The sequence below is a fragment of the Actinoplanes sp. NPDC049599 genome, assembly GCF_044465625.1.
Taxonomy (GTDB): Bacteria; Actinomycetota; Actinomycetes; order Mycobacteriales; family Micromonosporaceae; genus Actinoplanes.
The window spans coordinates 519,342-546,115 of sequence record NZ_JBITLX010000001.1; the positions used below are offsets into that span (position 1 = coordinate 519,342).

Below are 26,774 nucleotides of genomic sequence, written 5' to 3' on the forward strand. Positions count from 1 at the left end.
CCTGGTGGCCTGGTGGCCTGGTGGCCTGGTGGCCTGGTGGCCTGGTGGCCTGGTGGCCTGGTGGCCTGGTGGCCTGGTGGCCTGGTGGCCTGGTGGCCTGGTGGCCTGGTGGCCTGGTGGCCCGGTGGCCCGGTGGCCCGGTGGCCCGGTGGCCCGGTCGCCCGGCGGCGGCTTGGCGGCCCGGCGGCCCGGCGGCGGCTTGGCGGCTTGGGGCCGGTCGCTGGCCATGGCCGCCCGATGGCCCCAGCGGCGACCGGCGAACAGCCCGGCAGCTCGCGCTCGTCAGCCGCCCGCGCGGCCACCCGCGATGGGCCCGGAGGCCCGCAGCGGCCCACCCGTAGCGCGCCGCGGTCAGCCGATCGCCCGGAAACCACCGGCGGTCGGCGTGAGTATGATACGGGTGGGGGGTATGCTGACTGCATGACCACCGACCACGACGAACACCCCGGCCCGCACGGTTACTCGGGTGACAAGGCTGCCCTGCTAGGGCGTTTGCGCCGCATCGAGGGCCAGATTCGCGGCCTGCAGCGGATGGTCGACGAGGACACGTACTGCATCGATGTTCTCACTCAGATCTCCGCCGCCAAGAGTGCGTTGCATGCTGTCGCGGTCGGGCTGCTTGAGGATCACCTTGCCCATTGCGTCGTTGATGCCGCCCGTGCCGGTGATCCCACCGCCAAGGTCAAAGAGGCGTCGGATGCCATCGCCCGTCTTGTCCGTTCCTGATGGGGACGCGGCCGTGAAGTTGAGCGCCAAGGAAGGAAGAACCATGTCCGTCACCAGCACCTACACCGTGACCGGGATGACCTGTTCGCACTGCGTTCAGGCGGTGACCAGCGAGCTCTCCGGGCTTGCGGGCGTCGGCGCCGTCGAGGTTGACCTCGCCTCCGGCGCCGTCACGGTCACCAGTGAGGCTCCGCTTGCCGACAGTGATGTCCGTGCCGCCGTGGATGAGGCCGGCTACGAGCTCGCTGATGCCTGAGACCCTCGAGCAGGCGCCGCCCGCGCCCGCGCCGGCGACCGACCGGGCCGGCTTCCGGCTTGCTGCGTTCGCTGCCGTGATCGTCGTGGTTCTGTTCGCCGGCTATGGCATCGGGCGGCTCAACAATTCCGTGGAGCAGGCTCAGGCCGCCCCGGCCGCGACCGGGGACGGGCATGATGATCATGGAGCTGTGTCGGTCGCGCCGCATGATGATTCCGGGGCCGCGCCGCATCAGCACAATGCCGATGGCACGGTTACCCAGGTCGCCGGGGCGGGAGCGACCGCCGAGAGCGTCGGAGGGCTGGCGGTCACGTCGGCTGGGATGACCCTGGTGCCCGAGACCGGTCTGCTGAGCACCGGTGGGGCGCAGCCGTACCGGTTCCGGATCACCGCGGCCGGTGGCGCGCCGATCACCACCTATGCGGTTGTGCACGACAAGCCGTTGCACTTCGTGCTGGTTCGGCGGGATCTGACCGGGTTCCAGCATCTGCACCCCACGATGGCGCCCGACGGCACCTGGAGCATCAACCTGGCCCTGGCCGCACCCGGCAGCTACCGGGCGATCGCCGACTTCACCGCGGTTGTCGGCGGCCGGCAGACGCCCGCCACGCTGGGCGTCGACCTGACGGTCGCCGGGGACTACCGGCCGGTCGCGCTCCCCGCGCCGGCCCCGCGGGCCACCACCGACGGCTTCTCCATCTCGTACGCGGGCACGCCGCAGACCGGCGCAACCCAGCCGTTGCTGATGGCGGTGACCGGGGCGGACGGCAAGCCGGCCCCGCTGGAGCCGTACCTGGGTGCGTTCGGGCACCTGGTGGTGCTGCGGGAGGGGGACGTGGGCTACGTGCACGTCCACCCCGAGCCGCAGCCGGTTGACGGCGCGGTCAAGTTCTGGCTCGCGGCGCCCGGCCCCGGTCGCTACCGGATGTTCTTCGACTTCCAGGTGGCGGGCAAGGTGCACACCGCGGCGTTCACCGCGGTGGTGAAGTAGGCACCGCGAGCAGCTCCTGCAGGGCCGGCGTCACGCCCCACTGAGCGGTCAGCGCGTGATACTCCGCGCGCTGGTCCTCGGTCGGGGCGGCGCCGGTCAGCCGGGCCCGCAGCAGCAGGTTGCGGGGGGTGTGCGCCGAGTCGACGAACTCGACCACCTCGACCCGGTAGCCGTGCAGGCGCAGCAGGGCCGAGCGCAGCGAGTCGGTCAGCACGTCGGCGAAGCGCTCGCGCAGGATCGCGTGCCGGGTGAGCTCGCCGTACGGTGCCGGGGCGGGATGGCCCTTGAGCTGGGCCGCGATGTCGTGGTGGCAGCACGGCGCCGCCAGCACCCACTTCGCGTCCCAGCGCACCGCCCGGGCCAGCGCCTGATCGGTGGCGGTGTCGCAGGCGTGCAGGGCCAGCACCAGGTCGGGGGCCTCGGCGACAACTGCGTCCTCGATCGTGCCGGCTACGAAGGTCACCGCGTCGGCGCAGCCCAATTGCTCGGCGACGGCGCTGTTGCGTACCCGCTGATCCTCACGGACGTCGACCCCCACGACCTGGACCTTGACGCCGCGGTCGGCCAGGAAGCGGTAGGCCGCGAACGTCAGGTAGGCGTTGCCGCAGCCCAGGTCGACCACGCGCAGCTCGGCGGGCAGCTCGTCCGGCAGGGTCGCGGCCAGCGCCCGCAGGAACGCGTCGACCTGGCGGCGCTTGGCGGCCGTGCCGCCGACCACGGTGAACAGCGGATCGCCCGGGTCGAGCAGCCACTGCTTGGCGCGGTCGTGACCCTGGGTCACCGCCGGTGCGGCGGGCGCGGCCCGGTGCACCTGGGCGTCGCCCTTCTTTGTCACCCGCACCTGCACGGTGGTCGCGGCCGTCTCCACGTGCCAGTTCCCGAAGGGCTCCGCGAGCAGGGCATCAACCGCCGCCGCGGCCTCGGCGCCGGGTTCGACATTCCGGGTGTACGGCCGGGAGCCGTCATCGGTCACGATCTGCAACCGGGAGCCACCCTTGAGGGCGACCGGCCGGAACTCGGCGCGGACCACCGAAGGGGTGAGACCACGGCGCTTGCCGGCCGCGACCGCGCGGGTGAGCGCCGGGTCGAGCAGCAGGTCACGCACCTCGGCGAGGACGGCGTCCAGAGGTTGGGGCATCCCACCATTCTGCCCGCCGGCTTTTGCCGATCTTCAGAGCCTATCCGTTTGTTAGCCTTGCCTAACCCATCACGGAGGTGCAGCGATGACCCTGGCCGATCCTCCCACCGAACGACTGTCCGTCCGGCTTCGCAGCGGCACCCGGCTGGACCACGACGCGGCCCAGGGCAGCGGCTTCCTCGACGCGCTCGCCGCGGGCACGCTGCCCCGGGAGGCCTACGCGGACCTGGCGGCGCAGCACTGGTTCATCTACGAGACGCTGGAGCAGGCCGCCGCGGCGATGGCCGCCGACCCGGTCGCGGGGGACTTCGTCTTCCCGGAACTGACCCGGCTCCCGGCGCTGAGCGACGACCTGGTCACCCTGCTCGGCCCGGCGTCGGCGCTCGACCCGCTGCCCGCGACGCAGGAGTACCGCGCCCGGCTGCGCGCGGTGGCGTTCAACCGGCCCTGGGGTTTCATCGCCCACCACTACACCCGCTACCTGGGCGACCTGTCCGGCGGGCAGTATCTCGGCCCGGCGATCGCAAAGGCGTACGGTCTGAGCGGCGCGGGGCACCGGTTCTTCGTCTTCGACGGGGTCTCGCCGCCGGTTTTTCGCATCCGGTACCGGGAATTGCTCGACGGGCTCGCCTTCTCCCCGGCGGACGAGCAGAATTTCCTCGCCGAGGTGGCCGAGGCCTACCGGCTCAACATCGCCGTGCTGCGCGAGCTGAAGGAGCGCTGGGTATGACGTTCACCCCGGAAGTGGTGGCGCAGATCGCCCGCCACATGAACGACGACCACGCCGAGGACAACGTGCTGATCGTGCGCGGCCTGGCCGGCATCGGCGCGGCCAGCGCCGCCCGGATGTCCAGCCTGGACCCCGACGGGATGGACTTCGAGGCCACGGTGGACGGTATCGCGGTGCCGGTCCGGATCCCGTTCAGCGAACGGCTGACCGAGCGCCGGCAGGTCCGGGGCGAGGCGGTCCGGATGTATCAGCAGGCGTGCGCGGCCCTGGGCATCGCACCGACCCACTGACAGCGCCCGGCCGCCCGCCGCAAGCGCCGCCTGAGTCAGGCCGGCCTGCCGCAAGCGGCGGCTGAGTCAGGTCGGCCTGCCGCAAGCGGCGGCTGAGTCAGGTCGGCCTGCCGCAAGCGGCGGCTGAGTCAGGTCGGCCTGCCGCAAGCGGCGGCCAGGTGAGTCCGGCCCGGTGCATGAGGCGGCGGCCGGCCCGCGGGCGCGGGCCCGCGCCGCCTAAAGGCTCTGCCGGGAAGCAAAATGGGTGCCCCGCCCGAAGGCGAGGCACCCCGTTCGCGTGGCTGCGGGTCAGTCCTGAGCGCCGGTGCCGACGCCCGCGTCCGAGCCGCCGGTCATCTCAACCGGAGCCGGTCCGCCGTCGGCCGGCCCGGCCTCGGCAGCGGAATCCGCGCCCTCCTCCGAGGTCGCGTCCGTCCCCGAGGCGCTGCGTGCGCCCCGGCCGCCGCGACGTCGGCGTCGGCGGGGGCGCCCCGATGCGTCGTTGTCGCCGTCGTCGGACTGGCCGTCGGTGTCGCCGTCGCTCGCGGGTGCGAGCTCCGGGGCCGCTTCCGAGCCGTCCGAGAAGAGCGGCGTCGTGGCCGTACCCTCGTCGGTTGTCAGGGGGTCGCCCGCCCGGCGGCGGCGACGCTGCCGGCGGGGCCGGTCGGCGTCTTCCTCCACCGCGGGGGCGGGGGCTTCCGGGGCCGCGGCTTCCTCGCGGCGCGGGCCGCGGGCGGGCCGGTCGCTGCCTCGGTCACGGTCCCGGTCGCTGCGGCCGCCCCGGCCGCCCGGGCGTCCGCTGTCGCGGCCACCGCTGTCGCGGCTGCCGCGCCGGCGGGTGCCGCCCAGGTCTTCCTCGACCTCGGCGGACAGGCCCACCCGGGTACGCCCGGCGGTCGGCAGCGTGCCCGAGATGCCCTCCGGGATGTCCAGGTCGGAGTAGAGCGCGGGGGACGTGTGGTAAGTCTCCGGGGGCTGCGGCATGTTGAGCCCCATCGACTTGTCGATGAGCACCCAGCGCGGCATGTCCTCCCAGTCCACGAAGGTCACCGCGACGCCCGTGGCGCCCGCGCGGCCGGTGCGGCCGATGCGGTGCGTGTACGTGTCCGGGTCTTCCGGGCAGTCGTAGTTGAGCACGTGGGTGACGCCCGAGACGTCCAGGCCGCGGGCCGCGACGTCGGTGGCCACCAGCACGTCGATCTTGCCGGTGCGGAACGCGCGCAGGGCCCGCTCGCGGGCGCCCTGGCCCAGGTCGCCGTGGACGGCGGCGACCGCGAAGCCGCGGAAGTCGAGGTCCTCGGCCACCCGGTCGGCGGCGCGCTTGGTGCGGGTGAAGATCATGGTCAGGCCGCGCTCGCGGGCCTGCAGGATCCGGGCCACCATCTCCAGCTTGTTCAGCGGGTGGCTGCGGTAGACGACCTGCTTGGTCAGCGGCGACATGCCGCTGTCGGCCGTGTGGCCCGCGTGGATGGTCACCGGGTGGCGCAGGAAGCGGCGGGACAGCGCGACGATCGGGTCCGGCATGGTCGCGGAGAAGAGCATCGTCTGGCGGTCGCTGGGGAGCATCGCCAGGATCTTCTCGACGTCCTCGAGGAAGCCCAGGTCGAGCATCCGGTCGGCCTCGTCCAGCACCAGGGCCTTGATCGAGCCCAGCTTGAGGTGCTTCTGCTTGGCCAGGTCGAGCAGCCGTCCGGGGGTGCCGACCAGGATCTCGACGCCCTTCTTCAGGGTGTCGACCTGCGGCTCGTACGCGACGCCGCCGTAGATCGGCAGCACCCGCACGCCGCGGGTGCTGCCCGCGGCGGCCAGGTCGCGGGCGACCTGGAGGCCCAGCTCGCGGGTCGGCACGACGATGAGCGCCTGCGGCTGGCCGTCGGCGCCCTCGCTCGGCGCGAGCACCCGCTCCAGCAGGGGCAGGCCGAAGCCGAGGGTCTTGCCGGTGCCGGTCGGCGCCTGGCCGATCAGGTCGGTGCCGCGCAGGGCGATGGGGAGCGCGTATTCCTGGATGGCGAACGCGCGGGTGATCCCGGCCGCCGCCAGCGCCTCGACGGTCTCCGCACGGACGCCCAGCTCAGCGAAGGTGGGGCTGTCCGGGCGCACGGGCGCGCGGGTGAGGACGGGGACCAGGGCCGGTTCGGCGGCGAGAGCCGCCACCGGGTCGACGGCAGGTTCAGTTTCGGTGTTCTCGATGTCGGTCATGGAGTTCTGCGGGTGCCTCTCGTGGTGCGCCCGTCGAAGTCCTGGGGCGCGGTCTGGGTAGGGCGCGGGCCACACGCGAGATGCTCACGGGCCGCACGCGCGTCGCCGCGGCGACTCGATATATCGAGCCGACGTCGACGGCGACAGAGGAAGTCTACCCGACAGAGAGATTCCGCACCTCAGGGCGAAGGTGACGGTGCTGTATAGAAACGGCAGGGAGCCCCACCCGGGACTCCCTGCCGCTCTGTGGTGCTGTCTGCTAACGCCCGGTGAAGCCGAACGGCCGCTCGGACTTCTCGGCGATCTCCACGTAGGCCACCTTGGCGATCGGAACGATCACCTTGCGGCCCTTCTCGTCGGTCAGGGTGAGAACGCTGTCCTTGGCCATCGCCTCGGTCACGGCCTGCTCGACCTCGGCCGGCGTCTGCGCGCTCTCCAGCACCAGCTCGCGCGGGGCGTACTGCACGCCGATCTTGACCTCCACGGGGTCCTCCTCCTCAGATGTCTTCCGCCCTGAAGGCTAGCCGATTTCCTCGGACGTACCGGGCGTTGACTCACCCTGCAGCGGGAAGCTGGCGATACCCCGCCAGATCAGGGCGGCGACCAGGGCTTCCGCTTCGGCCTTGGGGGTCTGCCGTCCGGTCGCCAGCCAGTACTGGGCCGCCTGGCCCGCGGCGCCGACCAGTCCGGAGGCGAGCAGCTCGGCGTTCGCCTGGTGCAGACCGGTGTCCGAGACGACGGTGTCGGTGACCGCGGCGATGCAGCCCTGCTCGACCCGTTCCACCCGCTCGCGGACCTGCGGGTCGTTGCGCAGGTCCGACTCGAAGACCAGCCGGAACGCCTCGCTCTCGTGATCGACGAAGTCGAAGTACGCCTGGACGGCGCCCTTGACCCGCTCCTTGTTGTCCGGCGTGGCCATCATCGCGCTGCGCACCTTGGCGATTATCGCGTCGCAGTGCGTGTCCAGCAGCGCCAGATAGAGATCCAGTTTGCCGGGAAAGTGCTGGTAGAGCACCGGCTTGGAAACGCCGGCCCGCTCGGCGATCTCGTCCATGGCGGCGGCGTGATAGCCCTGTGCCACGAAGATCTGCTGCGCGGCGGCAAGCAACTGCTTACGGCGCGCGGAGCGCGGCAGGCGCGTGGGTCGCCCCGCCGTCTGTGCCCCGCCGGACGCAGCGGTCATGTGAACCTCCGAGATTTCTTTCCCCCGCGGTAGGGCGCGGATTGCCCGGTTCGCCGTCTGTCGATTGCCGGGCGGGCAAATGTCGCGACGCTGCAACTTATCGCCACTGCAACCACACGGTAGCCTCAGCGGGGGCAAGCGAGGAGCGCACGGTGGACGAAACAGGGCATTCCGGGGACACCGGTGCAGCGGACGGTGGCACCGGCGCCGAGTCGCGTGACCGCACCCTGTTGAACGGCTGGGCCGCACGGGAAAGTCCGTGGTCGAACGCGGGTTCCGCGCTGGACCCGGAGACCGACGTGCCCGCCTGGCGGCGGCCCGCCACCGAGATCCGGCCGTTCACCCAGGACCGTCCCGGCCCGGCGGAACCCCCTTCGGGGGAAATTCGGCCCTTCGTGACGCCACCGCCCCCGCCGTCCTTCTCCCCGGCGCCCGAGGGGCCCCAGCCCCGCATCGAGAACGCCGCCGCCCCCCGCTGGTCCGACAGCCGCGCCCGCTACCAGGATCTGCTCTCCCACTTGTCGCCCAACGGCAGCGAGCCCCGGCAGAACGAGCCGCCCCGCGCCGCCGAGCCGCCCCGGGCCGGTCCGGTCCGCCCCGACCCGCTCGCGCCCGAGCTGCTGCGCCCGGACGCGCAGGACACCACCGAGCTGCGTGCGGTCAACGGGAACAGCCCGGCCAGCGCGCCGCCGTACCCGTACGAGGGTGATCTGGACGACACGCGCCGGGAGCCGCCGCGTCCCCAGGCGGGCCAGCAGCGTGCGGCCGTGCCGGCCGAGCGGCCCTTCCCAGCGGTACGCCCAGCCACTCCCGGCGGCCGCCGCGCAGACTGGATCACCAGCGAGTCCGCCCGGCACTCGCTGGACGCGGCGACGCCCATGGGAGGGCTGCCCGACATCGCCCAGCCGCTTGCTACCGACGAGTCGCGTTCCGGTGATCAAGGTCTGAGCCGGCCGTCGTACGATCCCCCCAGCTTTCCCCGCCGGCTGCCGTACGAGCCCGCCGAGACCCCCTCCGGCTACGCCCAGCCACCGGCGTTTCCCGGTCCGGCCGGCTCGGGGGAGCAGTCCTTCCCCGCGTTGCCGCAGCGCGTACCGGCCCAGCCGGACGTGCCCACCGTCCCGGAGCCGCCGTCCGTGGAGCCACCCGCCGAGACCCCCGCGCTGGCCCGCATCGCGACGCATCTGCGCCGCGGTGACGTGCTGTCGGCGCAGGAACGGCAGGAGGGCTTCGACGTGAACGCCATCCTGGCGGCGGTCCGCGAGGTCGACGGGGTGCGTGACGCCTCCCTGCGGTCCACCCCGGCCGGCGCGCACAGCCTGCGGCTGGACCTGGCCGAGGGCGCCGACCCGGCCGAGGTGAGCCGCCAGGTCGCGCGGCTGCTGCAGGACCGGATGGGCCTGGACGCCGCGATGAAGGGCGCCTCCCCGCTGGCCGGTCCCCAGGCCCCGCCACCGCCGGCACCCCGGTCCGCGCCGCCTGCTCCCCGGTCTGCCCCGCCGGCTCCCCGGTCCGCGCCGCCTGCTCCCCGGTCCGCGCCGCGCTCGGGTCCGCCCGCGTCCTCGCCGCTGTCCCCGGCATCGGCGCCGCGGTCGGCCCCGCCGTCCTACTCGGCCGCTCCGGTGGCCCCGGCGCCGGTGTCGCCGCCGCCCACCGCACCCGTGTCGCCGCCGCCCGCCGCCCAGGCCTCGGCCCCGCCGGCCACAGTCGCGCCGTTCGTGCCGAGCCAGCCGAACCCGACCGGCCGGCCGATGCCGACCGGCACCAACTACTCGTCCGGCTCGCGCCCGGTGCCGAGCGAGACGCCGACCAGCGTCGAGCCCGCCCCGCCGCGCCCGCTCGACATCGGCGAACGGCCGCCCGGCCCGCGGGTGACGATCGAGAACGTCCGGGTGAACACCTTCGGCACCGAGGCCACCGTCGAGGTGCGGCTCACCGTCAACGGCCGGGTGGCGGCCGGCGAGGCCACCGGGCCCGCGGTCGACGGCTACCTGCTGCGGCTGTGCGCGATGGCCACGGCCGGCGCCATCGACGAGCTGCTCACCACCTCCGACCACGCGGACGGCCCGGCGAAGTGCTTCGTCGAGCACGCGGCGGCCGTGCCGTTCGGCTCGATGCAGGTGGCCGTGGTGGTCATGCTGCTCTCGGTAGGCGGCTGGGTGGAACAGCTCTCCGGCTCCGCGGTGATCACGGGTGACGACCGGCACGCCATGGTCCGCGCCACACTCGCCGCGGTCAACCGTCGCCTTGAGGCACTGTTGTCCTGATGAAGGGTGCGATGCTCGCCGGCGACGACGCGCTGCCCCCGGACGGTGCCGTGCCGCCGCCGTGGCCCGCCCGCCGGGTCATGATCGACGGCACGATGCTGCACGTCCGGGACACCCCGGGCACCACGCCGGCCGCCGAACCCGCCGTCTACGTGCACGGACTGGGCGGCTCCTCGCAGAACTGGACAGACTTCGCCGGCCTGCTCGCCGACCGGCTCGACGGCCAGGCGGTCGACCTGCCCGGCTTCGGCTACAGCGACCCCAGCCGGCGATACTCCATCGCCGCGTTCGCCGACCGGCTGATCGGTTACCTGGAGTACGCGGGACGGGGCCCGGTCCACCTGATCGGCAACTCGCTGGGCGGGTCGATCTCCGTACGCGTGGCGGCCTTGCGCCCCGACCTGATCAGGACGCTGACGTTGATCTCGCCGGCCATGCCGTTCCTCGACCCCCGCCGCACCGCACAGGGCCCGGTGCTGCCGCTGCTCGCGCTGCCCCGGGCCGACCGGCTGCTGGCCTGGGGGATGGCCCGGCTGACCCCGGAACAGATGGCGCAGCAGGTGCTGCTCGCCTGCTTCGGCGACACCACGAAGGTGAGCCCCCAGCGCCGGGCCGAGGCGATCGAGGAGATCAAACTCCGCTACACCGTCGAGCACTACTCGAAGGCGTACCTCGGCACGTTGCGCGGATTGGTGTCGAGCTTCGTCCGGGCGTACCTACCAGGAGTGAATTCGCAGTGGCGGCTCGCCGCGCGGATCACCGCGCCCACCCTGGTGATCGGCGGTCTGCGCGACGAACTGGTCGACCCGCGGGTGCCGGCGCAGGTCGCCAGGGCCATCCCGGACAGCCGGTTGCTGATCCTGCCGGGCGTCGGCCACGTCGCCCAGATGGAGGTCCCGCGCCTGGTCGCACGGGCTTTCGTGGGCCTGCTGACGGAGGTCGGCGCACCGGTCGGCGAGGCCGGCGCGCAGCGGGTGCCGCCACCCGGGTGAGGCAGATCGCTTGCGGGCCGGTAGGGCGGACAGCCCCGGCCCGCTGTGGCACGCTGTTTCCCGATGATCGAGTCGCCAGCCCCCGCCGCGGCCGCCGAACTGACCGCGAACCGGGGCGGCAGCCGGCGCCGCTGGTGGATCGCGGGCCTGGTCGTCGTGGCGCTGCTCGTGCCCGTCGGGCTGCTGTTGCCGAGCACGCCTGAGCCCGTCGCGTCGCCCACGCCGCCCGCGTCGTCCGCCGCGCCCGTGCGCGCGCCGCTGCCCTCGCCCACGGTCGGTGCGACCTCGGTGTCGGTGCCCCGGGACCTGCTGCGGCTGCCGGGCCGGGTGCCGAGCAGAGGTACGGGCACTTTCACGTACGCGCCCGGCCGCGGCAAGGTGCTGGGCGCCAAGGGACAGTTGCGGCGGTTCCGGGTGGCGGTCGAGAAGGGCAGCAACGAGGACCCGGCGGCGTTCGCGGCGCAGGTGGAGGCAACCCTGGGCGACAAGCGAAGCTGGATCGGGAACGGCCAACTGCGGCTGCAACGGGTGTCCGGCGCCGACAAGGCGAACTTCACGGTGTACCTCGCGACACGCGACACGGCGGGCCGGATGTGCCGCGTGGGCGGGGTGAACATCATGGTGCTGGGCCGGCCCTACACGTCCTGCCGCGCCACCGGCCGCGTGATCATCAACCTGGACCGCTGGCGCCTCTCGGCCCGGCCGTACCTGACGGCGAAGGTCCCCCTCACGGTCTACCGCCAGTACGTGATGAACCACGAGACCGGCCACGAACTGGGCCGCCACCACGAAGGCTGCCCGAAGCGCGGCGGCCCGGCCCCGGTGATGATGCAACAAACATTGACGGTACGGGGATGCGTGCCTTACGCCTGGCCGCGCCGGAACAACAAGCGCTTCGAGGGGCCGTCGCTCTGAGTTCCTGCTCCGGGGGTCTCGCTAAACGGCTGTGACTGGCGGCTGCCTCTGGCACTCTGGCTTGTGTTATGGCAAAGGCGACAAAAGGTTCCGCGGATCCTCCGGGCGGCGAGGGGGAATCCGCCGGTGGGGACCGGACTCGGGCGGATCGCCGGCGTGGGAAGGCCGCGCCTGCTGCCAAGGCTGTGCCCGCTGATGCCGCCCTGGCTAAGGCTGCGCCCGCTAAGGCTGTGCCCGCTAAGGCTGGGCCCGCTAAGGCTGGGCCCGCTAAGGCTGTGCCCGCTAAGGCTGCGCCCGCTACGGTCCTTAGGTCCGCGTCCGCTAAGGCCGCTAGGGCCGCGCCCGCTAAGGCCGCTAGGGCCGCGCCCGCTAAGGCCGCTAGGGCCGCGCCCGCTAGGACCGGGCCCGCGAAGGCCGCGGTCACTAGGGCCGCGCCTGGCAAGGTCGCGTCCGGCAAGGCATCGCCGCCTGCCAAGGCTGCGGTGGCGAAGACCGCGCCTCCCGGTAAGGGCGCGTCTGCCGACGAGGCTCGGCTTACGAGGGCTACGCCGGTGAAGGCTGCGCCTTCCCACATGGCTGCGCCAACGAAGTCCGGACCTGTGCGTAAGGCCGTGCCAGCGAAGGCCGTGCCAGCGAAGGCCGTGCCAGCGAAGGCTGCGTCGGCTAAGGCCGCGTCGTCTGTCGCTGAGGCTGCGGCTGTTGCCAAGGCGTTGTCTGCTGCTAAGGCGGGGTCGCTCGCTAAGGCCGGGTCTGCTGCTAGGGCCGGGTTGGTCGCTAAGGCTGGGTCGGTCGCTAAGGCTGGGTCTGCCTCTAGGGCGGGGTCTGCTGCTAAGGCCGGGTTGGTCGCTAAAGCGGGGTCTGCCGCTAAGGCCAGGTCTGCTGCCAAGGCTGCGCCAGCAAAGCCCACGACTACCGCAAAGGCCGCATCTGCGAAGGCTGCGTCTGCCGGCAAGGCCGCGCCCACGAAGGCCAAAAGGCCCGCATCCGCCAAGACGAAGCCGACGGAGCTTGTCCCGGTCATCCACCCCGGTGAGGCCGCGCCGCTGAGCTCCAGGCCGATCCGCGCGAGGCGCCGGATGACCCCATCGCCACCCGTCACGATCTCGATCAGCGAGCTCGCCGCCGGACCCCCGATGACGATCACGGTGGAATCCGCCCCGGCCGGCTCCCGCCGCAGAACCCCACCGGTCACCCCCGCACCACTCGCCCCAGCCGAGTTCACGACGGCCGAACCCGCCGCAACTGACGCCGCCGCAACTGACGCCGCCGCAACGGACGCCACCGCAACTGAACCTGCCGCTGCCGCTGCCGTTGCCGCAGCCGCAGCCGCAGCCGCAGCCGAAACCATCCCGCCCGAGCCGACCGGATCCACAACCGCCCGCCCCGCCGCCACCCGTCGACAACCCCCAACCCCGCCCCCGACCGACGATCCGGCCACAGTAGACATCGCCCTGGCCAAGGCCGCCGCCGCAGCCGACACCGAGGCCGCGATCGGTCATCAAGAGCCCGCGGCCCTCCCAGCCGAAGCCGACCTGGCGACCTCCGCCCGCGCCGCCGCGGGGAACCGGCCCCCGTCCACCTCCCGCCCACCTGCCTCCGGCCGCCCTCCGGCCCGCCCGCCGGAGGTCCTCCGCCCACCCACCGTGACCAAAACCAACTCACCCCCGCGAGCAGCCACGAAGCAGCCCACCGGCTTCCCGGAAGGCTTCCTGCCGCCGCTGGGCACGGCAGCCGACCCACCGCCAAGGCCGACCACCCCACCGCCCCCGGGCAGCGGAGCCGACAGCGAGTCGCCCGTGCACACCCCGCCGAACACGGGCAGCGCCGACAGCGAGACACCCACCACAGGCAGCGGAGCCGACGAATCAATCACCACGCGGACCTACCGGAACCGCCGCCGCGCCGCCGTCCTGGTCTTCCTCGTCCTTGCCGTCATCGTCCTGGTCCTCGGTCAGGTCATGCGGGACCGGAAGACCGCCGGCCCGGCGCTGCCCCCGGCCGCCGCTGTCACCAAGGCGTCCGTCCGGCACACCATCAACAAGGTGTCCCCGGTCGCCGTGGGCGGGTTCGCCGTCGCGGGGGGACACGGGCCCGTCCTCGGCAGTGCCGGGACGCTGCGGCGGTTCAAGGTGGCCGTGGAGGAGCGGATCGGGCGGGCGCTCGGTGGTGACTTCGCCGACGAGGTCGAGCGGGTGCTGGGTGATCCGCGGAGCTGGACCGCCGGGCGGGACTTGCGTCTGCAGCGGGTGCCCGCCTCCGCTCGTGCTGAGTTCACCGTCTATCTCGCCTCCGCCGGCACCTCCGAGAAGATGTGCGCCGGCGGCGGGTTGCGGACCGAGGCGTTCACCTCCTGCCGGCTGCCCGGACGGGTGATCATCAACAGTGCGCGCTGGGCGGCGGCCGTGCCCGGCTACGACGCTCCCTTGGCTGTCTACCGGGCGTACGCGATCAACCACGAGGTCGGCCACCAGCTCGGCCATGGGCATGAGGCCTGCGGCGGCAGGGGTGAGCCCGCGCCGGTCATGATGCAGCAGACCTACGGCCTCAAGGGGTGTGTCGCCAACGCCTGGCCCTACCTTCGCGGCAAGCGGTTCGCCGGTAACCCGATCGATTGACCTGGCATTCCCGCGTCCCGCATGTCGGGCCGGTGTTCCACGTCATGTCCATTCCGGCAACCGGCGAGCAACAATGGGTGGCGCACCTTACCGTCGAGCCCGGGGAGTTCACCGTGTCACTGCCCCCGCTCGTCGAGCCGGCCGCCGAGCTGAGCATCGACGAGATCCGCCGCTACTCGCGTCACCTGATCATTCCCGACGTCGGGATGGAGGGGCAGAAGCGGCTGAAGAACGCCAAGGTCCTGGCCGTCGGCGCGGGTGGTCTCGGCTCTCCCGCCCTGCTCTACCTCGCCGCCGCCGGCGTCGGCACCCTTGGCATCATCGACTTCGACACCGTTGACGAGTCCAACCTCCAGCGTCAGATCATCCACGGCGTCTCCGACGTGGGCCGGCCCAAGGCCGAGTCCGCCGCGGACAGCATCCGGGAGATCAACCCGCTGGTCGAGGTGATCGTGCACAACACCGTGCTGGACCGCGACAACGTCAAGGAGATCTTCAGCAAGTACGACCTGATCGTCGACGGCACCGACAACTTCGCGACCCGCTACATGGTCAACGACGCGGCGGTCCTGCTCGGCAAGCCGTACGTGTGGGGTTCGATCTACCGCTTCGACGGGCAGGCGTCCGTCTTCTGGGAGCAGCACGGTCCCTGCTACCGCTGCCTCTACCCGGAGCCGCCGCCGCCCGGCATGGTTCCGTCCTGCGCCGAGGGCGGCGTGCTCGGCGTGCTCTGCGCGTCGATCGGCTCGATCCAGGTCAACGAGGCGATCAAGCTGATCACCGGCATCGGCGAGCCGCTGGTCGGCCGGCTGATGGTCTACGACGCCCTGGAGATGGAATACCGCAAGATCAAGGTTCGCAAGGACCCGAACTGCGCGCTCTGCGGCGAGAACCCCACGGTCACCGACCTGCTCGAGGACTACGAGGACTTCTGCGGCGCCGTCTCCGAGGAGGCGCAGGAGGCGACCCTGAACGCGACGATCACCGCGCGTGAGCTCAAGGACTGGCAGGACGCGGGCAAGGACGTGTTCCTGGTGGACGTCCGCGAGCCCGCCGAGTACGAGATCGTCAGCATCCCGGGCGCGACCCTGATCCCCAAGGGCGAGATCCTGTCCGGCGAGGCGCTGGCCCGGTTCCCGCAGGACCGGCAGATCGTGCTGCACTGCAAGTCCGGTGTCCGCTCCGCCGAGGCGCTCGCCGCGTTGAAGGCGGCCGGCTTCAAGGACGCCGTGCACGTCCAGGGCGGCATCGTGTCCTGGGTCAACACGGTGGATCCGTCGCTCCCGTCGTACTAGATCACCCGGCCGGACGGCCGTCGGAGCCGCAAGGAATCGACGGCCGTCAGTCTTTTCTCCGGGAAGGCCCGCATACTCAGCGTGACCCCAGAGGTGCTGAGCTGCGGTCCGACTCGCGAAGAGGGACGGAGCGGACCTATTAGACAGTTACCGAGACAGCGCACCGGAACGCCGATCCGAGCGGTAGCGTCACCGTCGTGGTGGACATCGATGCGGCGATCGGATACGTCGTAGCCCACGGCGACCCGGTGGAGCGCGCCCGGCTGTCCTACCTCCGGGCCGGCACGCCGCCGCCCGCCGCCGTGCGGGAACGGGTCGAGAGCGAGCAGACCCCGCTGGGCGGCTGGCCCGCCGCCGGCGACGGCGCCGTACCGTCGGTCGACGCGACCTGTTTCCGCCTCGCCGAGCTGGACGACCTCGGCGGCCTGTACGGCCCGCAGGCCGACCGGGCGCTGGCCTGGCTGGCCTCGGTGCAGCGCCCCGACGGCACCTGGCAGGAGGACGAGTCGCTGGCCGCCGAGGCGCCGGCCTGGGCGATGCCCGGTGACCCCGAGGCGACGCTCTACCTGACCTCGGTCGCCGGCTTCTGGTTCACCGTCGCGGAGGTCGAGGCGCACCCGCAGCACGAGGAGCCGGCCCGGTATGCGGCGGTGCTGGACGCCGCGGCCCGGTTCGTGGTCGCCCAGCTGCGCCCGGACGGCACCTGGCCGTCGTTCCTGGCGACCGGCTGGCACGCCGCCGGGCTGCTGCACGAGCGGCAGTTCTTCTACGAGTCCGCGCGCGTGCAGCTCGTGCTCGGCGACCGGCTGCCCGACATGTCCCCGGCCGACGCCGCGAACCTGGCGGCGGCGCTGCGCCGGGTCAACCTGGGCGACGACTGGCTGCTGCAGAGCGCCCGCAAGCGGCTGAGCGAGACGCAGCGCACCGACGGCGGGTGGGACAGCGACGAGGGCCCGCTGTTCGACGTGAACACGACCCTGACGGCCATCCGCGCCTGCCGCAGAAGCGCCTTCAACGCCCCGAAATAGCGGTCAGCGGGTGTGCCCGTTGCCCGTGACGATGTACTTGGTCGAGGTGAGCTCCGGCAGGCCCATCGGGCCGCGGGCGTGCAGCTTCTGGGTGCTGATGCCGATCTCCGCGCCGAAGCCGAACTCGCCGCCGTCGGTGAAGCGGGTCGACGCGTTGATCATCACAGCGGCCGCGTCCACCCGGGCGGCGAAGCGGCGGGCGGAGACCAGGCTCTCCGTCACGATGGCCTCGGTGTGGCCGGTGCCGTAGCGGCGGATGTGGTCGAGCGCGTCGTCGAGCGAGTCCACCACCGCGACGGCGATGTCGGCCGACAGGTACTCCTTGCCCCAGTCCTCCGGGGTCGCCGGCACCACGCCGTCGAAGCCCGCCACCCGCGGGTCGCCGTGCACCGTCACGCCCGCCGACACCAGCTCCTCGATCACCAGCGGCAGGAACGACTCGGCCAGCGCCGAGTGCACCAGCAGCGACTCCGCCGTGTTGCAGGTGGACAGCCGCTGGGTCTTGGAGTTCAGCACCACGCCGAGGGCCTTCTCCAGGTCGGCGTCCTCGTCGACGTACACGTGGCAGTTGCCCACGCCGGTCTCGATCACCGGGACCGTCGACTCCTCGACCACCGTTTTGATCAGCGAGGCGCCGCCGCGCGGGATCAGCACGTCGACCAGGCCGCGGGCGCGCATCAGCTCCTTGACCGAGTCGCGGGTCGTCGCGTCCAGCAGCTGGATGGCGTTCGGCGGCAGGTGCGAGTCGGCGACCGCCTTGCGCAGCACCGAGACGATCGCCGCGTTCGAGCTCTGCGCCGAGCCGGACCCGCGCAGCAGCACCGCGTTGCCGGACTTCAGGCAGATGCCGGCCGCGTCCGCCGTCACGTTCGGCCGGCCCTCGTAGATGATCCCGACCACCCCGAACGGCACCCGCACCTGGCGCAGCTCCAGGCCGTTCGCCAGGGTCGAGCCGCGCACCACGTCGCCGATCGGGTCGGGCAGGGCGGCCAGCTGGCGCAGGCCGTCGGCCATCGCGGCGACCCGCTCGGCGGTCAGCGTCAGCCGGTCGATCATGGCCTCCGACAAGCCACCGGTACGCGCGTTCCGCACGTCCACGGCGTTCGCGGCCACGATGTCCTCGGTGCGTTCGACCAGCCGGCCGGCCATCAGCAGCAGCGCGGCGTCCTTCTCGGCGCGGGTGGCGGCGGCCAGCTCGATGCCGGCCACCCGGGCCTCGGCGGCCTGCTGAAGCACTGTCATGACGACTCCTCGTTCCCCTGCGCCGTGACGGACGGCGACTGCTCAATCCTGCACCGGTGCGGCGGCGAAGTCATGCCCCCGGGCCTCGCGGCCTCACAGCAGGACCAGGTCGTCGCGGTGGACGACCTCGCGTTCGTAGCCCGGGCCCAGCGCCGCCGCCAGCTCCGGGGTCGAGCGGCCCAGCAGCGCGGGCAGCTCGACGGCGTCGTAGTTGACCAGCCCGCGGGCGACCGGCGCGCCCGAGCCCGCGTCCACCAGGTCCACCGGGTCGCCGGAGACGAACGAGCCGTCCACCGCGGTGATGCCGGCCGGCAGCAGCGACTTGCGCCGGGCCACGACCGCGGTGACCGCGCCCGGGTCCAGGTGCAGGCGCCCGCGCGGCGAGGTGGCGTGGGCCAGCCAGAACAGCCGGGCCGTCGGGCGGCGCGCGACCGCGTGGAACAGCGTGCCGACGTCGTCGCCGGCCAGCGCCGCGGCGGCCAGCGGCGCGGCGGTCAGCACCACCGGGATGCCGAAGCCGGTGGCGATCCGGGCCGCCTCCACCTTGGTGACCATGCCGCCGGTGCCCACGCCCGACCGGCCCGCCGAGCCGATCGAGACGTCCGCGAGGTCGGCCTCGTCGCGGATCACGGTGAGCCGGCGGGCGGCCGGGGACGCCGGGTCGCCGGTGTAGAGCGCGTCCACGTCGGAGAGCAGCACCAGCAGGTCGGCGTGGACCAGGGCGGCCACCAGGGCGGCGAGCCGGTCGTTGTCGCCGAACCGGATCTCCTCGGTGGCGACCGTGTCGTTCTCGTTGACGATCGGCAGCGCGCCCAGGTCGAGCAGCTTGCGCAGGGTCCGGTACGCGTTGCGGTAGTGCGCGCGCCGGGTGACGTCGTCGACGGTGAGCAGGATCTGCCCCACGGTCAGCCCGTGCCGGGCGAAGCCGGCCGCGTACCGCCCGATCAGGAGGCCCTGGCCCACCGAGGCCGCGGCCTGCTGGGTGGCCAGGTCCCGCGGACGCCGGCTGAGCTTCAGCGGGGCCAGCCCGGCGGCGATGGCGCCGCTGGAGACCAGCACCACCTCCCGGCCCTGGGCGGCGAGCTCGCCGAGGGCGTCGACGAGCGCGTCCACCCGCTGCTCGTCGATTCCGCCGGCCGCCGTGGTCAGCGAGGACGAGCCCACCTTGACCACGATCCGTCGCGCACCCGTCACCTGTTCCCGCACCCGGCCCATTCTGCTCGCCGGGCCCTGCGCCGTCCGGGTGAGATCCCATATCGTGGCGTCGGTGACACCGCAGGAGTACGTCGAAGAGGTCCTCCGGCTCGTCGAGAGCATCCCGGCGGGCCGGGTCATGTCCTACGGGGCGGTGGCCGACGCGCTCGCGGACGCCTCGGGACGCAACTCGGCGCGGCAGGTCGGCACGATCATGGCCCGGCACGGCGGCGGCGTCCCGTGGCACCGGGTGGTCACCAGCGCCGGCCGGTTGCCGCCCGGCCACGAGCAGGAGGCACGGCAGCGCTTGCTCAGCGAGGGCGTGCCGTTGAAGGGGGAGCACGTGGACATGGCCCGCGCGAGCTGGACGCCCTGATGGAGACCGGACAGCCCAGCCGTACGGCGTTCAGCGCGGCCCGCTACCGGGCGGCGCACCAGGTCATCGAGGGCGGCTCGATCTTCCGGGACCCGCTGGCCGTACCGATCCTCGGGGTGCCGCCGGACGCGGAGCAGGCGCCGGACCGCCGGGGCATGCGCCTGTTCATCGCCGCCCGCACGAGGTTCGCGGAGGACGCGCTGGCCGCGGCGGTCCGCAACGGCACCCGGCAGCTGGTCGTGCTCGGCGCGGGGCTGGACACGTTCGCCTACCGCAACCCGTGGCCGGAGCTGCGGGTCGTCGAGGTGGACCACCCGGACACCCAGGCCGACAAGCGCGAACGGCTGGCCGCGGCGGGCATCGCGGTGCCGGAGTCGGTGACCTACCTGCCGGTGGACTTCGAGCGCGAGTCGCTCGCCGACCGGCTGGTCGCGGAGGAGTCGGCGTTCTTCCTGTGGCTCGGTGTCGTGCCCTACCTGAGCCGGTCCGGTTACGACGAGACGCTGGCGCTGATCGCCGCGACGCCCAAGGCCGAGGTGGTCTTCGACTATGCGATGCCGCCGTCGTCCATGTCACCCGAGCGGCGGGCCGCGCTGGAGGCGCGGGCGAGCCGGGTGGCGCGCATCGGCGAGCCGTGGCGGACCTATTTCCGGCCCGGCGAGCTGGCCGCCGAGCTGCGCGACCGGGGCTTCGCCGAGCTGACCGACCTGGGCCCGGCCGAGCTGGCGGCCCGCTGGTTCGGCCGCCCGGACGTGCCGAAGGAGACCCCGGGCGGCCACGTCATCCACGCCCGTCGCTAGCCCGGCCGGCTGATGATCGCGGCCGCGCCGCGCATCTGCAGCTCGAAGAACTCCCGGCGGGCCTCGATGGTGTTGTTGAGCTGCCCGAACAGCTCCGCGCTGACCGCGCCGCAGAGGTTGATCCAGGCGGCGATCGCCCGCGCCACGAGCTGCGGCGGAGTGCCCGGCGCGGCCTGGGCGGCCACGTGGACCAGCTCCTCGCCGAGCTTGCCGCCGATCGGCGCGCCGGCCTCGACCTCGCCCGCCGCGGCGGCGTCGGCCACGATCCGCCCGATCAGCAGGATGACCCGGATGGCCGGCTCGACGGTGTCCCGCGGCGCCTGGTAGCCGGGCACCGGGCTGCCGTAGATCAGCGCCCACTCGTGCGGGTGGGCCAGGGCCCAGTCGCGCACCGCGTGGCACGCGCTCAGGAACCGCTGGAGGAAGGGGCCGGCGCCCACCGCCGCCTCGGCGGTGCCGCCGAGCGCGTCGTACGCGTCAATGATCATGGCCGTGAGCAGCTCGTCCCGGCTGGCGAAGTAGCGGTACACCGCCGACGAGGCCATGCCTAGGTCGCGGGCGACCGCGCGCAGCGACAGGTTCGCGCCGTCGGTGGCGAGGTGGCGCCGGGCGACGTTCTTGATCTCGTCGGTCATCTCGGCGCGTACCCGGGCCCGGATCGATGCGGCTGTCATGGGGAAAGTGTGCCACAAACGAGAGCACTGCTCTTGCGATCGGCGCGAGAAGGTGAGATTGTTGTTCTCGACAGAGAGCAGTGCTCACAAAGGAGAACGTCATGTCGAAGCACGTGATCGTCGGTTCCGGTCCCGTCGGTTCCTCGGTGGCCCGCCTGCTCGCCGAGCGCGGCGAGTCCGTCCGCATGGTGACCCGCAGCGGCACCGGTCCCGCGCACCCGCTGATCGAGCGGGTCGCCGCCGACGCCGCCGACGCGGCCCGGCTCACCGAGCTGACCCGCGACGCGGTCACGCTCTACAACTGCGCCAACCCGAAGTACACCCAGTGGGAGTCGCTCTGGCCGCCGCTGGCCGGCGCCATGCTGACCGCCGCGCAGCGCACCGGCGCGGTCCTGGCCACCACCGGCAACCTCTACGTCTACGGCCCGGTGCCGGGTGGCCGGATGACCGAGGACAGCCCGCTCGCCGCGACCGGCCGCAAGGGCCGCGTCCGCATCAAGATGTGGCAGGATGCCCTGGCGAGCGGCGTGCGCACGGTGGAGGTCCGCGGCTCGGACTACATCGGCGCGGGCGCGGCCTCGGTCTTCTCCATGGTGCTGCTGCCGGCCATCCACAAGGGCCGCACGGCGTGGGCGCCCGCCGACATCAACGCGCCGCACACCTTCACCTACACCGGCGACATGGCCCGGGCCCTGGTCGAGCTGGCCGGCGACGAGCGGGCCTGGGGCCGGGCCTGGCACGTGCCGTCCGCCCCGGCGATCAGCGTCAAGGACCTGGCCGCCCGCTACCTGGCGATCAGCGGCGACAAGCCGGTGCCGATCCGGCAGCTGCCGCGTTTCGTGATGCGCACGGCGGGCCTGGCGGTGCCGATGGCCCGCGAGCTGGCCGAGATGGACTACCAGTTCTACGCGCCGTTCGTGATGGACAGCTCGCTGACCGAGCGCACCTTCGGCCTGAAGGCGACGGACCTGGACGTGTCGCTGGCCGAGGTGGCCGCCGGTGCGGCAGCCACCGCGAGCCGCACGATGTGACCCGGGTCAGAGCAGCAAGCCGACCCCGGCCCGGCGGGGGTCGCCGGCCGCGCCGCCGACGCCCACCGCCGTGACGCCGCCGAAGTAGTGGTTGAGGTCCGGCCAGCCGTGGATCCGCCAGCCCGCGTCCGCCAGCGCGGCCAGCTCGTCGCGTGGGTAAGCCGGCTCGGCGTGGATGGTGTCGTCCACCGCGTGGAACCGGGGGCGGGCGATCGCGGTGGGCATGTCGACCCCGTCGACCAGCACCCCGATCAGCGTGTCGACCAGCGCGGTGCGGATCCGCGAGGCCCCCGCCGACCCGGCGGCCACCGCCAGCGCACCCTCGTCGTCGATGACCACCAGCGGGCACATGTTGGACGACATCCGCACGCCGGGCACGAGGTCGTCGGTGATCAGCTCGCCCTCGCCCAGCATCGAGTTGAGGTTGACGCCGAGGCCGGGCAGCCAGACCGCGGCGCCGAGGCCCATGGTCGTGGTGATCACGCAGGCGTTGCCGGCCGGGTCGACCACCGACACGTTGGTGGTGTCGCCGATCTTCTGCCGGCCCCGGTCGCGCAGGGCCGCGGCCACCGCCACCGCCCGGGCCGGCCGGGGCAGCACGGCCAGGTCGGCGGGCAGGGCCGCGATGGTGTCGACCGTGCGGTTGAGGTCGTGCCGGGCGCGGACCTGGTGCGAGGCGAGCGTGGCCCGGTCGACCGGGGTCTCCAGCACCCGGTAGTCGGCCAGGTCCCGCGGGCCGAGCGCGCCACCGGCGGCGCGGACCGTCTCGACCAGCAGCGGCGCGTACGAGCCGGTGTGGAACAGCGCGGGGCCCTCGGCGGCGAGCGCCGCCATCGCCGTCGCCAGCCCGGGGTGGAAGAGCAGGTCACCGCCCTGGAGCAGCTTTCCGTGCGGCGCGTAGACGGCGGCGCCCTCGCCGTGCGCCAGCGCCGGGGCGCAGGCCTCCAGGGTCCGGGCGTGCGCCGGCGGCATGGCCACCCCGGTACGGGCCAGCTCCAGCGCCGGCGCCACCAGCTCGGCCCAGGGCAGCCGCCCCCAGCGCCGGTGCACCTCGCCGCAGCCGACCGGCACGCCCGGCACCGCCACGCTGGCCCCGCCGATCGAGTACACCTGCGGCACCCCGCCGAAGAACACGTCGACCGCGAGCATCGGGCCGGCCACCCGGTCGCCGTCCGTGCCGGGCACCGAGACGAAGAAGTCCAGGCAGGTGACCGAGCCGGTGGCGGCGTCGAAGTAGGTGGCGAATCCGCCCCCGCCCAGCCCGGTGTAGACGGTCTCGGCGGCACAGGTGGCGAGCACGGCGGCGACGGCGGCGTCGGCGGCCGTTCCGCCGGCGCGCAGCACCCGCAGCCCGGCTTCGGCCGTCGCCGGATGGCTCGCCGCGACCCCGGCGGCGACCCGGGACGGCCGTGCGGAATTCTCCATTCGGCGAAGCGTAGGCGCAGCGGCCCGCCCATGGTTACCATCCGCGTCCATGACGGTCGCCGGTCCCTCGCACGACGTACTTCTGCCCCGCCGGGTCGTCGCCGGATACTCCCTGGGCTCGCTGGTGACCGGACCTTTCGGGACAGTGCCCGGTCTACTCCTTTTGCCATATCTGACCGACACGCTCGGTGTCGCCGCGGGCGTGGCGGGCCTGCTCGTGCTGCTGCCGAAGGCGTGGGACGTGCTGGTCAACCCGGTCGCGGGCCGGATCTCCGACCGCAGCGGCGACCGGCGCGGCTTCCTGCTCGGCGCCGGCCTGGCGCTCGGCGTGCTGTTCGCCGCGATCTTCGCCGGCCCGTTCGGCACCGGCGCGGCGGCGGGCGGCTACGTCGCCGTGGCGTTCCTGGCCGCGGCCACCGCGTTCGCCTTCTTCCAGGTGCCCTACGTGGCGATGCCGGCCGAGCTGACCGACGGCCGGGCCGAGCGCACCCGGCTGATGACCTGGCGGGTCGCGGTGCTGGCGCTGGCCATCCTGGTCTCCGGCGCGCTGGCCCCGCTCGTCGTCGACCTCGGCGGTGGCGGCCTGACCGGCCACCGGTGGTCCGGCGCGTTCGTCGGCGCGCTCATCGTCGTGGGCACCCTGGGTGCCTTCTTCGGTACGCGTACCGCCGACTCCCGCACCGCCGCCGGCCAGGAGCCGAGCCTGCGCGCCCAGTTGCGGATCGCCGCGGCCAACGCGTCCTTCCGCACCCTGCTGATCTGCTACATCGTCCAGGCGGCCGGCATCGGCACGATGCTGGCGGGCGTGCAGTACTTCGCCGACCACGTGATCGGCCAGGACTCCGGCGCGACGTTCCTGTTCGCCGCGTTCGTCGGCCCGGCGCTGCTGGTGATGCCGCTGTGGAGCCGGGTCGGCGCCCGGCACGGCAAGCTCCGCGGCCTGATCGCCGCGTCCCTGCTGTTCGGCGCCGGCGCGCTGGTCCTGCTGGCGTCCCCGGCGCTGCCGGCCGTGGCGATCTACCTGGTCGTGGCGCTGATCGGCAGCGGGTACGCGGGCCAGCAGGTCTTCGCGCTGGCGATGTTGCCCGACCTGATCGAACGCGACACGGTCCGCACCGGCCGCCGCCAGGCCGGCGTGTTCACCGGGCTGTGGACCGCGGGGGAGACCCTCGGCCTGGCCCTGGGCCCGGGCATCTACGCGCTGGTGCTCCAGCTGTTCGGCTACGTCTCGTCGGCGACCGGCGAGGCGGCGGCCCAGGACCCGACGGCCCGGCTCGGCGTGCTGCTCGGCTTCACCGTGGTCCCCGCGGTGCTGGTCGGGGCGGCGGTCACCCTGCTGCGCCGCTATCAGGACTAGCTTGGTGGTCATGATCGAGGCGTTGCCGTCCACCGGCGTACCGGGTGAGCAGGTGCTCGCCGAGCTGCACGAGCTGCGCGCCGCCGACCTGCCCACGCACGGCGGCCGGCTGTTCGCCTACGTCTACGACCCCGCGGTCGGCGGGCTGGACGAGCTGGCCCAGGCCGCGTACGCGATCTCCGCGCACGTCAACGGCCTGGACCCGACCGCCTTCCCGTCCCTGCTGGCGATGGAGAACGCGCTGGTCGCGGCCGCCGGCCGGCTGCTCGGCGGCGGGCCCGGCACGACCGCGCCGGAGGTGGTCGGCAGCGTCACCAGCGGCGGCACCGAGTCGCTGATCCTGGCCGTGAAGGCCGCCCGGGACGCCCACCCGGAGCTGGACCGGCCGCGGCTGGTGATCCCGTCGACCGCGCACGCCGCGTTCGCCAAGGCGGCGCACTACCTGCGGGTCGCCCTCGATGTCGTACCGGTCGGGCCGGACCTGCGGGCCGACCCGGTCGCCACCGCGGCGGCGATCGGTCCGGAGACCGTGCTGGTGGCGGCCTCGGCGCCGAGCTACGCGCACGGGGTGATCGACCCGATCGCCGGGATGGCCGCGGTCGCCGCCGAGCGGGGCGTGCGGTGCCACGTCGACGCCTGCTTCGGCGGCTGGGTGCTGCCCTACCTGCGGCGGCTCGGCGCCGACCTGCCGGCCTTCGACTTCTCCGTGCCCGGGGTCACCAGCATCTCGGTCGACCTGCACAAATACGCGTACGCGCCGAAGGGCGTCTCGGTGCTGCTGCACCGGGACGCGGCGCTGCGGCTGCCGCAGTTCTTCGCGTACGCGGACTGGCCCGGCTACACGATGGTCAACCCGGTGATCTCGTCCACCCGGTCCGGTGGCCCGATCGCGGCGGCCCTGGCCACGATGCGGCACCTCGGCGACGACGGCTACCTGCGGCTGGCCGGGCGCACCCGGGACGCGGTCGCCGTGCTCGCCGGCGCGGTCGAGGCCACCGGGGGCGTCCGCCTGTTCGCGCCGCCCGAGACCAGCGTCGTGTGCCTGGCGGCCGAGCCGGACGTCGAACTGTTCGTGCTCGCCGACGAGCTGGCAGCGCGTGGCTGGCACACCCAGCCCCAGCTCGCGTACGGGAACCTGCCCGCGACCATCCACCTCACGGTGACCGCCGCGGTCGGCGCGACCGCCGCCGAGTTCGCGCCGGACCTGGCCGCCGCGGTGGCCGCGACCCGCGCCCGCGGCCCGGTCGAGCTGCCGCCGGAGCTGCTGGCGGCGGCCGGCGCGCTGACCCCGGAGCTGGTGACCCCGGAGCTGGTCGAGGGACTGGCCGCCGGCCTCGGGCTGGGCGACGACCTGGGCCGGAGCATGGCCGCGGTCAACTCGCTGCTGAACGTGGCGCCGCCGGCGCTGCGCGCGGCGCTGCTGACCGGCTTCCTGAGCCTGCTCCAGCGGCCCACCTGGCACGGGGTAGGTTGACGACATGTCCGGCCTGCCAGGAGTTATCGGGGATCCGATCAAGTTCGTGCTGAACTGGGGCCGCCGCTACTCGCTGTGGGTCTTCAACTTCGGCCTGGCCTGCTGCGCGATCGAGTTCATCGCGACCAGCATGGGCCGGCACGACTTCATGCGGCTGGGCGTGATCCCGTTCGCGCACGGCCCCCGGCAGGCCGACCTGATGGTGGTCTCCGGCACGGTCACCGACAAGATGGCCCCGGCCATCCGCCGGCTCTACGACCAGATGCCCGAGCCCAAGTACGTGATCTCGTTCGGCTCCTGCTCCAACTGCGGCGGGCCGTACTGGGACTCGTACTCGGTCACCAAGGGGGTCGACCAGCTCATCCCGGTCGACGTCTACGTGCCCGGCTGCCCGCCGCGGCCGGAGGCGCTGCTGCACGGCATCCTCCAGCTGCAGGCGAAGATCGCGGCCGAGCAGTCCGGCCCGGGCGGGGTGCACCGGCCCGACCCGCTGATCCCCGGCCCGCCCGTGGCCGCGCAGCACCGGGACGCGGCCTCGCTGACCGCGCCGCCGGTCAAACGACCCTGATCGTTGGCTGGTACAGCTAGTCTGCTCAG

At 73.3% G+C, this 26,774-nt stretch carries 25 protein-coding genes and 1 pseudogene; 17 read left to right on the plus strand and 9 right to left on the minus strand.

The genetic code is table 11. From position 1 onward, the window contains the following. Nucleotides 1-228: pseudogene (locus tag ACIBQZ_RS02425) on the minus strand (RDD family protein); the annotation flags it as partial. A gap of 192 nt (nucleotides 229-420) precedes the next feature. Between ACIBQZ_RS02425 and ACIBQZ_RS02430 the strand changes: the two are divergent. Genes ACIBQZ_RS02430 through ACIBQZ_RS02440 form a run of 3 tightly spaced genes read left to right on the plus strand, consistent with a single transcriptional unit; the run spans nucleotide 421 to nucleotide 1,973 of the window. Beyond that, nucleotides 421-726, plus strand: coding sequence for a metal-sensitive transcriptional regulator (locus ACIBQZ_RS02430; RefSeq protein WP_396086648.1), 306 nt, complete (start codon nucleotides 421-423; stop codon nucleotides 724-726). A gap of 43 nt (nucleotides 727-769) precedes the next feature. Further along, nucleotides 770-982 (plus strand): heavy-metal-associated domain-containing protein, encoded by a 213-nt coding sequence (locus ACIBQZ_RS02435; RefSeq protein WP_396086649.1) that lies wholly within the window; start codon nucleotides 770-772, stop codon nucleotides 980-982. Beyond that, the gene (locus tag ACIBQZ_RS02440; protein ID WP_396086650.1) at nucleotides 975-1,973 is read left to right on the plus strand and encodes a hypothetical protein; all 999 of its coding nucleotides are present in this window, start codon (nucleotides 975-977) and stop codon (nucleotides 1,971-1,973) included. The genes ACIBQZ_RS02435 and ACIBQZ_RS02440 overlap by 8 nt, the downstream gene beginning before the upstream one ends. On the opposite strand, the gene ACIBQZ_RS02445 is transcribed toward ACIBQZ_RS02440, so the two are convergent. Beyond that, the gene (locus ACIBQZ_RS02445; RefSeq protein ID WP_396086651.1) at nucleotides 1,954-3,111 is read right to left on the minus strand and encodes a class I SAM-dependent methyltransferase; all 1,158 of its coding nucleotides are present in this window, start codon (nucleotides 3,109-3,111) and stop codon (nucleotides 1,954-1,956) included. The two genes, ACIBQZ_RS02440 and ACIBQZ_RS02445, sit on opposite strands and share 20 nt — an antisense overlap. An 85-nt stretch (nucleotides 3,112-3,196) precedes the next feature. On the opposite strand from ACIBQZ_RS02445, the gene ACIBQZ_RS02450 reads away from it, so the two are divergent. Both ACIBQZ_RS02450 and ACIBQZ_RS02455 read left to right on the plus strand, forming a co-directional pair. Next, entirely contained in the window at nucleotides 3,197-3,841 is a 645-nt protein-coding gene (locus tag ACIBQZ_RS02450; protein WP_396086652.1) for a heme oxygenase (biliverdin-producing), read from the plus strand. Further along, nucleotides 3,838-4,131, plus strand: coding sequence for a DUF2470 domain-containing protein (locus ACIBQZ_RS02455; protein ID WP_396086653.1), 294 nt, complete (start codon nucleotides 3,838-3,840; stop codon nucleotides 4,129-4,131). The genes ACIBQZ_RS02450 and ACIBQZ_RS02455 overlap by 4 nt, the downstream gene beginning before the upstream one ends. Nucleotides 4,132-4,419: 288 nt before the next feature. On the opposite strand, the gene ACIBQZ_RS02460 is transcribed toward ACIBQZ_RS02455, so the two are convergent. The 3 genes from ACIBQZ_RS02460 to ACIBQZ_RS02470 all read right to left on the minus strand — a co-directional run bounded on the left by ACIBQZ_RS02460 (nucleotide 4,420) and on the right by ACIBQZ_RS02470 (nucleotide 7,492). Then, nucleotides 4,420-6,309: a DEAD/DEAH box helicase gene (locus ACIBQZ_RS02460; protein ID WP_396086654.1), complete on the minus strand. Its 1,890-nt coding sequence runs from the start codon at nucleotides 6,307-6,309 to the stop codon at nucleotides 4,420-4,422. Nucleotides 6,310-6,568: 259 nt separating this feature from the next. Beyond that, nucleotides 6,569-6,793, minus strand: a complete 225-nt coding sequence (locus ACIBQZ_RS02465; protein ID WP_396086655.1) for a DUF3107 domain-containing protein — start codon at nucleotides 6,791-6,793, stop codon at nucleotides 6,569-6,571. 36 nt (nucleotides 6,794-6,829) lie between these two features. Then, nucleotides 6,830-7,492, minus strand: coding sequence for a TetR/AcrR family transcriptional regulator (locus ACIBQZ_RS02470; RefSeq protein ID WP_396086656.1), 663 nt, complete (start codon nucleotides 7,490-7,492; stop codon nucleotides 6,830-6,832). Nucleotides 7,493-7,644: 152 nt separating this feature from the next. On the opposite strand from ACIBQZ_RS02470, the gene ACIBQZ_RS02475 reads away from it, so the two are divergent. The 6 genes from ACIBQZ_RS02475 (at nucleotide 7,645) to ACIBQZ_RS02500 (ending at nucleotide 16,604) form a co-directional block, all read left to right on the plus strand. Further along, on the plus strand, nucleotides 7,645-9,759 hold the full coding sequence (locus tag ACIBQZ_RS02475; RefSeq protein WP_396086657.1) for a Daple: 2,115 nt from the start codon (nucleotides 7,645-7,647) through the stop codon (nucleotides 9,757-9,759). Then, complete coding sequence (locus ACIBQZ_RS02480) at nucleotides 9,759-10,751, plus strand: alpha/beta fold hydrolase (RefSeq protein ID WP_396086658.1); 993 nt, start codon at nucleotides 9,759-9,761, stop codon at nucleotides 10,749-10,751. Before ACIBQZ_RS02475 ends, ACIBQZ_RS02480 begins: the two co-directional genes overlap by 1 nt. Before the next feature lie 63 nt (nucleotides 10,752-10,814). Beyond that, complete coding sequence (locus tag ACIBQZ_RS02485) at nucleotides 10,815-11,666, plus strand: DUF3152 domain-containing protein (RefSeq protein ID WP_396086659.1); 852 nt, start codon at nucleotides 10,815-10,817, stop codon at nucleotides 11,664-11,666. Between the two features lie 1,643 nt (nucleotides 11,667-13,309). After that, the gene (locus tag ACIBQZ_RS02490; RefSeq protein WP_396086660.1) at nucleotides 13,310-14,281 is read left to right on the plus strand and encodes a DUF3152 domain-containing protein; all 972 of its coding nucleotides are present in this window, start codon (nucleotides 13,310-13,312) and stop codon (nucleotides 14,279-14,281) included. Between the two features lie 113 nt (nucleotides 14,282-14,394). After that, nucleotides 14,395-15,576 carry an adenylyltransferase/sulfurtransferase MoeZ gene (gene moeZ, locus ACIBQZ_RS02495; protein ID WP_396086799.1) on the plus strand — a complete coding sequence of 394 codons (1,182 nt, stop codon included), beginning with the start codon at nucleotides 14,395-14,397 and terminating at the stop codon, nucleotides 15,574-15,576. A 197-nt stretch (nucleotides 15,577-15,773) separates the two neighbouring features. Beyond that, nucleotides 15,774-16,604, plus strand: coding sequence for a prenyltransferase/squalene oxidase repeat-containing protein (locus tag ACIBQZ_RS02500; protein ID WP_396086661.1), 831 nt, complete (start codon nucleotides 15,774-15,776; stop codon nucleotides 16,602-16,604). A gap of 3 nt (nucleotides 16,605-16,607) precedes the next feature. Here ACIBQZ_RS02500 and ACIBQZ_RS02505 read toward each other — a convergent pair whose 3' ends face one another. Together ACIBQZ_RS02505 and proB are read right to left on the minus strand one after the other, a co-directional pair. Continuing rightward, nucleotides 16,608-17,846: a glutamate-5-semialdehyde dehydrogenase gene (locus ACIBQZ_RS02505; protein WP_396086662.1), complete on the minus strand. Its 1,239-nt coding sequence runs from the start codon at nucleotides 17,844-17,846 to the stop codon at nucleotides 16,608-16,610. Nucleotides 17,847-17,939: 93 nt separating this feature from the next. Beyond that, on the minus strand, nucleotides 17,940-19,052 hold the full coding sequence (gene proB, locus ACIBQZ_RS02510; RefSeq protein WP_396086663.1) for a glutamate 5-kinase: 1,113 nt from the start codon (nucleotides 19,050-19,052) through the stop codon (nucleotides 17,940-17,942). A 61-nt stretch (nucleotides 19,053-19,113) separates the two neighbouring features. Between proB and ACIBQZ_RS02515 the strand changes: the two genes are divergently transcribed. Together ACIBQZ_RS02515 and ACIBQZ_RS02520 are read left to right on the plus strand one after the other, a co-directional pair. Continuing rightward, on the plus strand, nucleotides 19,114-19,416 hold the full coding sequence (locus ACIBQZ_RS02515) for an MGMT family protein (RefSeq protein ID WP_396086664.1): 303 nt from the start codon (nucleotides 19,114-19,116) through the stop codon (nucleotides 19,414-19,416). Continuing rightward, complete coding sequence (locus tag ACIBQZ_RS02520) at nucleotides 19,416-20,216, plus strand: class I SAM-dependent methyltransferase (protein WP_396086665.1); 801 nt, start codon at nucleotides 19,416-19,418, stop codon at nucleotides 20,214-20,216. Before ACIBQZ_RS02515 ends, ACIBQZ_RS02520 begins: the two co-directional genes overlap by 1 nt. Here the strand turns inward: ACIBQZ_RS02520 and ACIBQZ_RS02525 are convergent. Then, on the minus strand, nucleotides 20,213-20,890 hold the full coding sequence (locus ACIBQZ_RS02525) for a TetR/AcrR family transcriptional regulator (protein ID WP_396086666.1): 678 nt from the start codon (nucleotides 20,888-20,890) through the stop codon (nucleotides 20,213-20,215). The two genes, ACIBQZ_RS02520 and ACIBQZ_RS02525, sit on opposite strands and share 4 nt — an antisense overlap. A gap of 101 nt (nucleotides 20,891-20,991) precedes the next feature. On the opposite strand from ACIBQZ_RS02525, the gene ACIBQZ_RS02530 reads away from it, so the two are divergent. Further along, nucleotides 20,992-21,921 (plus strand): NAD-dependent epimerase/dehydratase family protein, encoded by a 930-nt coding sequence (locus ACIBQZ_RS02530; protein ID WP_396086667.1) that lies wholly within the window; start codon nucleotides 20,992-20,994, stop codon nucleotides 21,919-21,921. A gap of 6 nt (nucleotides 21,922-21,927) precedes the next feature. Here the strand turns inward: ACIBQZ_RS02530 and ACIBQZ_RS02535 are convergent, their stop codons facing one another. After that, complete coding sequence (locus ACIBQZ_RS02535) at nucleotides 21,928-23,346, minus strand: gamma-glutamyltransferase (RefSeq protein ID WP_396086668.1); 1,419 nt, start codon at nucleotides 23,344-23,346, stop codon at nucleotides 21,928-21,930. Between the two features lie 49 nt (nucleotides 23,347-23,395). On the opposite strand from ACIBQZ_RS02535, the gene ACIBQZ_RS02540 reads away from it, so the two are divergent. The 3 genes from ACIBQZ_RS02540 to ACIBQZ_RS02550 are packed head-to-tail and all read left to right on the plus strand — an operon-like array spanning nucleotide 23,396 to nucleotide 26,745. After that, nucleotides 23,396-24,703, plus strand: a complete 1,308-nt coding sequence (locus tag ACIBQZ_RS02540; RefSeq protein ID WP_396086669.1) for an MFS transporter — start codon at nucleotides 23,396-23,398, stop codon at nucleotides 24,701-24,703. 10 nt (nucleotides 24,704-24,713) lie between these two features. Continuing rightward, on the plus strand, nucleotides 24,714-26,177 hold the full coding sequence (locus ACIBQZ_RS02545; protein ID WP_396086670.1) for a pyridoxal phosphate-dependent decarboxylase family protein: 1,464 nt from the start codon (nucleotides 24,714-24,716) through the stop codon (nucleotides 26,175-26,177). 4 nt (nucleotides 26,178-26,181) lie between these two features. After that, on the plus strand, nucleotides 26,182-26,745 hold the full coding sequence (locus ACIBQZ_RS02550; protein ID WP_396086671.1) for an NADH-quinone oxidoreductase subunit B: 564 nt from the start codon (nucleotides 26,182-26,184) through the stop codon (nucleotides 26,743-26,745). Nucleotides 26,746-26,774: the final 29 nt, after the last annotated feature.

Coding starts and splice junctions, on each gene's coding strand:
- ACIBQZ_RS02430 (WP_396086648.1), top strand. CDS start 421: ATGACCACCGACCACGACGAACACCCCGGCCCGCACGGTTACTCGGGT.
- ACIBQZ_RS02435 (WP_396086649.1), top strand. CDS start 770: ATGTCCGTCACCAGCACCTACACCGTGACCGGGATGACCTGTTCGCAC.
- ACIBQZ_RS02440 (WP_396086650.1), top strand. CDS start 975: ATGCCTGAGACCCTCGAGCAGGCGCCGCCCGCGCCCGCGCCGGCGACC.
- ACIBQZ_RS02445 (WP_396086651.1), bottom strand. CDS start 3,111: ATGCCCCAACCTCTGGACGCCGTCCTCGCCGAGGTGCGTGACCTGCTG.
- ACIBQZ_RS02450 (WP_396086652.1), top strand. CDS start 3,197: ATGACCCTGGCCGATCCTCCCACCGAACGACTGTCCGTCCGGCTTCGC.
- ACIBQZ_RS02455 (WP_396086653.1), top strand. CDS start 3,838: ATGACGTTCACCCCGGAAGTGGTGGCGCAGATCGCCCGCCACATGAAC.
- ACIBQZ_RS02460 (WP_396086654.1), bottom strand. CDS start 6,309: ATGACCGACATCGAGAACACCGAAACTGAACCTGCCGTCGACCCGGTG.
- ACIBQZ_RS02470 (WP_396086656.1), bottom strand. CDS start 7,492: ATGACCGCTGCGTCCGGCGGGGCACAGACGGCGGGGCGACCCACGCGC.
- ACIBQZ_RS02480 (WP_396086658.1), top strand. CDS start 9,759: ATGAAGGGTGCGATGCTCGCCGGCGACGACGCGCTGCCCCCGGACGGT.
- ACIBQZ_RS02485 (WP_396086659.1), top strand. CDS start 10,815: ATGATCGAGTCGCCAGCCCCCGCCGCGGCCGCCGAACTGACCGCGAAC.
- ACIBQZ_RS02505 (WP_396086662.1), bottom strand. CDS start 17,846: ATGACAGTGCTTCAGCAGGCCGCCGAGGCCCGGGTGGCCGGCATCGAG.
- ACIBQZ_RS02520 (WP_396086665.1), top strand. CDS start 19,416: ATGGAGACCGGACAGCCCAGCCGTACGGCGTTCAGCGCGGCCCGCTAC.
- ACIBQZ_RS02525 (WP_396086666.1), bottom strand. CDS start 20,890: ATGACAGCCGCATCGATCCGGGCCCGGGTACGCGCCGAGATGACCGAC.
- ACIBQZ_RS02530 (WP_396086667.1), top strand. CDS start 20,992: ATGTCGAAGCACGTGATCGTCGGTTCCGGTCCCGTCGGTTCCTCGGTG.
- ACIBQZ_RS02535 (WP_396086668.1), bottom strand. CDS start 23,346: ATGGAGAATTCCGCACGGCCGTCCCGGGTCGCCGCCGGGGTCGCGGCG.
- ACIBQZ_RS02540 (WP_396086669.1), top strand. CDS start 23,396: ATGACGGTCGCCGGTCCCTCGCACGACGTACTTCTGCCCCGCCGGGTC.
- ACIBQZ_RS02545 (WP_396086670.1), top strand. CDS start 24,714: ATGATCGAGGCGTTGCCGTCCACCGGCGTACCGGGTGAGCAGGTGCTC.
- ACIBQZ_RS02550 (WP_396086671.1), top strand. CDS start 26,182: ATGTCCGGCCTGCCAGGAGTTATCGGGGATCCGATCAAGTTCGTGCTG.